Raw genomic sequence first — 5745 nt, forward strand, 5'->3', positions numbered from 1 at the left:
CCCTCTCCCCCTGGGAGAGGGTGGGGGTGAGGGTCTTCCCACCCCTGGAACTCCTCCTTGAAACGAACGGGCCGGGCGAATGGGTCTGACCCATTGCGCGCCGGCCTGTTCACTCACCTACATGGTGAGGCCGCCGTCCACGTCGATGGTGCGGCCGTTGAAGTAGTCGCACTCGAGGACGAACTTCACCGCCAGCCACAGGTCCTCGGGCAGGCCGATGCGGCCCACGGGGATGTTGGCCACCAGGGCGTCCCGGGCCTTCTGGTTCATGCCCTGCGTCATGGGCGTCTCCACCATGCCGGGGGCCACGGCGCCCACGCGGATGCCGAAGGGAGCGAACTCCCGCGCCCAGGTGAAGGTGTTGGCGGCCAGCGCGGCCTTGGCGGACACGTAGTTGCTCTGCCCGCGGTTTCCGTGCCGGGCAATGGAGCTCATGTTGACGATGACGCCGGGCTTCTGGTCCGTCTGCACCATCTTCGCCACCACCTCGCGCACCATGAAGGTGGCGCCGGTGAGGTTGACGCCGATGACGGCGTTCCAGTCCGCGGTGGACAGCTTCTTCACCTCGCCGGTGGCCCGGTCCTTCTTCACCAGCAGCGAGTCGCGCAGGATGCCCGCGTTGTTGATGAGGCCATTGAGGCCGCCCATCGTCTCGTGGGCCCACTGCACGAAGGCCACGCAGTCCTCCTCCTTGGACACGTCCAGGCGGCGGCGGTGGATGCCCGCGGGCAGCGCCGCGAGCCGCTCATCGTTCACGTCACCCACGGCCACCTGGGCCCCGGCCTCCTGGAGCCGCGTGGCGAAGTGCGCGCCCATGCCCTGGGCGCCGCCCGTGACGATGACCTTCAAATCCTTGAGCTGCATGTGTTCCCTCTCCCTGGCTGACGCAATGCGTTGGTGTTGTCCGCGCGTCGGCGTTTGAATGACGGTTTTTGACAATACCGCGAGGGGGGTGTTACGCAAGGTTGAAAGATGAATCGGTCTTCAACTTCGCCAGCCGAGCCGCGCGTCCCCGCGACCCCGCGAGGGCAGCGCACGCGCCAGCGACTGCTCCAGGCGGCGCAGACCGTGTTCGGGCAGAAGGGCTACGAGCATGCCTCCATCGCGGACATCACCCGCGAGGCGGAGGTGGCGCTGGGCACCTTCTACGTCTACTTCCCGGACAAGAAGTCCATCTTCGTCGAGGTGGTGGACGAGCTGGGGGCGCGGCTGCGCCGGCTCATCTCCGAGGCGGTGGAGGGGTGCGAGGACAGGATGGAAGTGGAGCGCGAGGGCCTGCGCACCTTCTTCCGGTTCGTGAGCGAGAACCGCAACCTGTATCGCATCGTGCGCCAGGCCGAGTTCGTCGACGAGGCGTGCTTCCGGCGCTACTACGACCGCTTCGCCAAGGGTTACGTGATGGGCCTCGAGCAGGCCATGGCCGCGGGCCAGATGCGGCGGATGGACCCGGAGGCGCTGGCCTACTGCCTGATGGGGCTGAGCGACTTCCTGGGCATGCGCGGGGTGCTGTGGGTTGGCGAGGGTGGGTGGGAGCAGGTGATGGACACCGCGATGGATTTCATCCGCCACGGCCTGGACGCGCGTCCGGCCGGGGCAGACACCGAGAGCGGGAAGGGGGCCGACAAGCCCCGAGTCCCGCGGAGCAGGAGCCGATGAGGTACGCCAACATCCTGGCCACTGGCCGCTATGTCCCCGAGAAGGTCCTCACCAACGCCGACGTGGAGCGCATCATCGGCGAGCCCGTGGACGAGTGGCTCCAGCAGAACGTGGGGATCAAGCAGCGTCACCTGATGGCGGACAACCAGGTGACGTCCGACCTGTGCGTGGGCGCGGCGAAGCAGGCGATGGAGCGCGCGGGCGTCAAGCCGAGCGAGCTGGATCTCATCGTCATCGCCACGGACACGCCGGACTATCTCAGCCCGGCTACCGCCTCGGCGGTGCAGGCGAAGCTGGGGGCCAGCAACGCGGGCACGTATGACGTCAACGCCGCGTGCGCGGGCTGGGTGACGGCGCTGGACGTGGCGAGCAAGACGATCGCCGCGGACGACAGCTACCAGCGGATCCTGGTGGTGGGCGCGTACGGCATGTCGCGCTACATCAACTGGAAGGACAAGAAGACCTGCACGCTCTTCGCCGACGGCGCGGGCGCGGTGGTGCTGGGCGCGGGTGACAAGCCCGGCTTCATGGGCGCCAGGCTGCTGGCGGCCGGCGAGTACCACGACGCGCTGGGCGTCTACACGGGCGGCACGTACCGGCCGTCCACGGCGGAGACGCTGGCGCTCACCAACGGCAAGCCCGCGGTGCAGTTCGTGCGCAAGTTCCCCGCCACCTTCAACACCGAGCGCTGGCCCATGCTGCTCAAGCAGCTGCTGGAGCGGGCGAAGCTGACGATGAACGACGTGGATCACTTCGTCTTCACCCAGCTCAACCTGCGCACCATCGAGGCCACGATGAAGGTGCTGGAGCAGCCCATGTCCAAGACGAACTGGACGATGGACAAGTGGGGCTACACCGGCTCGGCCTGCATCCCCATGACGCTGGATGACGCGGTGGTGCAGGGCCGGGTGAAGAAGGGTGACCTGGTGGCCCTGTGCGCGAGCGGCGGCGGACTGGCCATGGCCTCGGCGCTCTACCGCTGGACGGCTTGAGCGACACGCATGTTCATCGGCGATTGGATGGGGCGTGGGGCCATGTACTGGCCCGAGCACACCGCGGTGGTGGACGTGGCCAGGGGAGAGTCTGGCCGCTTCACCTACCGGGCGATGAACGCGCGTGCCGAGGCGCTCGCGGGCTGGCTGCGCGACGTGGCCGGTGTCTCTCGCGGAGACCGGGTGGGCCTGGTGGCCCACAACGGCGTGGAGTACCTGGACGCCTTCTTCGCCTGCGGCAAGCTGGGGGCCGTCTTCGTCCCCTTCAACTGGCGGCTGCACGCGCAGGAGCTGACGGACCTGGTGCGCGACACCGGCCCGCGCGTGCTCCTCTTCAGCGATGACTTCCGCGACAGCGTGGCGGCCGTACGCCAGAACGTGGGCGAGTCGCTGAAGCTCGTCCACCTGGAGGGGCAGGGGCTGCCCGAGAGCCGGCCGTACGCCGAGGTGCTCGGACACGTCTCCGCCTCGAAGGTGACGAACGAGCGGGTGAGCGAGGAGGACATCATCTGCCTGCTCTTCACCGGCGGCACCACGGGCAGGTCCAAGGGCGCGCGCATCAGCTACCGGATGGTGGCGTGGAACACGCTCAACACGCTCATCCACGAGGTGCGGCCCGGGGACGTCACGGTGACGCACACGCCCATGTTCCACACGGGCGGACTGCTCGTGTACACGGTGCCGATGCTCTCCTCCGGGGGCACGGTGGTGCTCATGCGCCGCTGGGACGCGGACGAGATGCTGCGACTGGTGGAGCGCGAGAAGGTGACGCTCTTCTTCGCGGTGCCCACGCAATACCAGCAGATGTATGACTCGCCGCGCTTCCGCACGGCGAACCTCTCCAGCGTGCGTTTCGTGACGAGCGGTGGGGCGCCGCTGCCGGTGCCGCTGCTCCAGGCGTGGCAGGCGGTGCACGCGGTGCCCTTCAAGCAGGGCTTCGGCATGACGGAGTTCGGCCCCGGCATCTTCAGCATGGGCCCCGAGTTCGCCGTGTCCAAGGCGGGCTCCATCGGCCGGCCCAACTACTTCATCGACGCGCGACTGGTGGATGACGAGGGCCGCGACGTGCCCGAGGGCGCGACGGGCGAGCTCATCCTCAAGGCCCCCTCCATGTGCTCGGGCTACTTCGAGAACGCGGAGGCCACGGCCGAGGCCATCGACAAGGACGGCTGGTTCCACACGGGTGACCTCGCGCACCGCGACGCGGACGGCTTCTACTTCATCAACGGGCGCAAGAAGGACATGTTCATCTCCGGCGGGGAGAACGTGTACCCGCTCGAGCTGGAGACGGCCCTCCACGAGCACCCGGCGGTGCAGGCGTGCTCGGTGGTGGGGGTGCCCGACGCGAAGTGGGGCGAGGTGGGGCGAGCCTTCGTGGTGCTCAAGCCCGGTGCGTCCACCACGGCCGAGGCGCTGCTGGAGCACCTGCGCAACCGGGTGGCCCGCTACAAGGTGCCGAAGAAGGTGGAGCTGGTGGCCTCCCTGCCCGTGTCCGCGGCGGGAAAGATTCTCAAGCGCGAGCTGCGCGAGCGGGCCCTCGCGGCCGACCGTTCCTGAAGGTGAAGCCAGACACCGCGGGGCGCAGGGGCCCCGCGGCGTCTGACAGGCCTAGTTGGTGTAGGGCCCGTAGGTGTAGCCGCTGGCGCAGCCGGTACCCGTGCAGGTACCCGCGAGCATGTTGTAGATGATGACGCCCGTGTTGTTCTTGGCGCGGAAGTGGCCCACGCCGTCCTTGTCGCCGCCGGCCAGGTTGGTCGGGTAGCCGTCGCTCCAATCCCAGTCGTACTGGGTCGCGGCGGTGCCGGCTCCCACGTTCAACTGTGCCTTCACGTTGGTGTAGGTGTTGAACCTGGCGCTGTCGCCGCAGGTATCGAAGCCGGTCGTGGTGGAGCACATCACCTGGTCCTTCTGCCCGGCGCGGATGGTGTAATAGCTGATGCCGGTGTTGTAGTACGGCTGGTCGCGCATGCTCAGGTTGTTGCCCGTGCCCGTCCAATCGTTGTTCACGTACGTGCCCCAGTACAGACCCTCGGGGAAGTAGCCAAAGGTATAGGCGTCGTAGACGTTCTGGGAGCCGCAGGTGGGGGCGGCCGCGTTGGCGTAGCCGGTGTAGTAGCAGGAATTGAGGCCGCGCAGACCACCCGCGATGCCCACGAACTTCCGCACGCTGGCCTGGATGCCGTAGTACCGGACGGTGGCCAGGCTGATGGACACGCCCATGGAGTGGGAGACGATGTCCACCTGGCTCTTGCCCGTATAGGCCTTCACCTTGTCGATGAAGGTCTTGAGGATCTGGTACTTCGAGGGCTGGTGGTAGTTCTTGCCAGCTCCGGAGTCACTCTGCTCGGTGGAGCTCAGCCAGGTGATGCCAAACAGCTCGCAGTCGTTGTAGCCGCGGGCCTTGAGCTCCGCGTACACGGTCCGCGGAGGCTTGGTGTAGCCCGGCACCTGTGAGGTGGCGCCGTCCCAGCTGATGGCCTGGTCGGCATTGCCATGGACGAAGACGACCGGGGTCTTGGTGGCGGTGCAGGCGCCGCCGCCGAAGCCGCCGAAGCCCACGCCAGGGCTGAAGCCTCCAGCGTACTGGGTCGCGGTGCCAGCGCAGCGGCTGCCGTTGGCGGTGCCGCAGGTGAGCGCCTGGGCGGGCGTGCTCAAGGCGAAGACGCCCAGCGCGGCGACCGCCGCGAGGCCGCTCAAGGCGATAGACAGACAGGAAGGGGTGGGGGTTTTCATCGGATTTCTCCTCGGGGGACCTGGAATGGCTTTTCCATACGAAGGCCCGCGAGAACAGAATACCCTGAAAGTGAGAACAGGTGGAGATTTCGACAGCTTCTCAACAGTGTCGGACCCTCTGTCGGCACCTCCACCCTGACGCGATGCGTGAAGGTTGCGTTTGACACGATCGTCTGCCCGTGTGTCTCAGTTGGTTGGTACACGAAAGCCGACTTCCCCCCTCCTCACCTGCTTGCCTCTTTGTTAGGTTGGGTGACGTATGAAGTCAGGGAGCGCTGGCATGACTCTTCGCGTCATGCTGGTCCTGGCTGCCATGCGTGTCTCCGCGGCGGGGGAGGAGACGCGGCCGGTGGTGCGGAAGCCG

At 67.3% G+C, this 5745-nt stretch carries 5 protein-coding genes; 3 read left to right on the forward strand and 2 right to left on the reverse strand.

Translation table 11 applies throughout. The features are described 5' to 3' along the window. Positions 1-117: 117 nt before the first annotated feature. The gene (locus VF794_RS23835) at positions 118-864 is read right to left on the reverse strand and encodes an SDR family oxidoreductase (RefSeq protein ID WP_331114152.1); all 747 of its coding nucleotides are present in this window, start codon (positions 862-864) and stop codon (positions 118-120) included. A 108-nt stretch (positions 865-972) separates the two neighbouring features. Between VF794_RS23835 and VF794_RS23840 the strand changes: the two genes are divergently transcribed. The 3 genes from VF794_RS23840 to VF794_RS23850 are packed head-to-tail and all read left to right on the forward strand — an operon-like array spanning position 973 to position 4205. Beyond that, positions 973-1656, forward strand: coding sequence for a TetR/AcrR family transcriptional regulator (locus tag VF794_RS23840; protein WP_331114154.1), 684 nt, complete (start codon positions 973-975; stop codon positions 1654-1656). Then, positions 1653-2648, forward strand: a complete 996-nt coding sequence (locus VF794_RS23845) for a ketoacyl-ACP synthase III (RefSeq protein WP_331114156.1) — start codon at positions 1653-1655, stop codon at positions 2646-2648. Before VF794_RS23840 ends, VF794_RS23845 begins: the two co-directional genes overlap by 4 nt. Before the next feature lie 9 nt (positions 2649-2657). Further along, on the forward strand, positions 2658-4205 hold the full coding sequence (locus VF794_RS23850; RefSeq protein WP_331114158.1) for a long-chain fatty acid--CoA ligase: 1548 nt from the start codon (positions 2658-2660) through the stop codon (positions 4203-4205). A gap of 51 nt (positions 4206-4256) precedes the next feature. Here VF794_RS23850 and VF794_RS23855 read toward each other — a convergent pair whose 3' ends face one another. After that, entirely contained in the window at positions 4257-5381 is a 1125-nt protein-coding gene (locus tag VF794_RS23855; protein ID WP_331114160.1) for a lipase/acyltransferase domain-containing protein, read from the reverse strand. Positions 5382-5745 lie beyond the last annotated feature (364 nt).

The organism is Archangium sp. (assembly GCF_036389735.1).
GTDB lineage: Bacteria > Myxococcota > Myxococcia > Myxococcales > Myxococcaceae > Archangium.

Excerpts from the sequence above, each read along its gene's own strand:
- VF794_RS23850 (WP_331114158.1), top strand. The coding sequence starts at position 2,658 with ATGTTCATCGGCGATTGGATGGGGCGTGGGGCCATGTACTGGCCCGAG.
- VF794_RS23835 (WP_331114152.1), bottom strand. The coding sequence starts at position 864 with ATGCAGCTCAAGGATTTGAAGGTCATCGTCACGGGCGGCGCCCAGGGC.
- VF794_RS23845 (WP_331114156.1), top strand. The coding sequence starts at position 1,653 with ATGAGGTACGCCAACATCCTGGCCACTGGCCGCTATGTCCCCGAGAAG.
- VF794_RS23855 (WP_331114160.1), bottom strand. The coding sequence starts at position 5,381 with ATGAAAACCCCCACCCCTTCCTGTCTGTCTATCGCCTTGAGCGGCCTC.
- VF794_RS23840 (WP_331114154.1), top strand. The coding sequence starts at position 973 with ATGAATCGGTCTTCAACTTCGCCAGCCGAGCCGCGCGTCCCCGCGACC.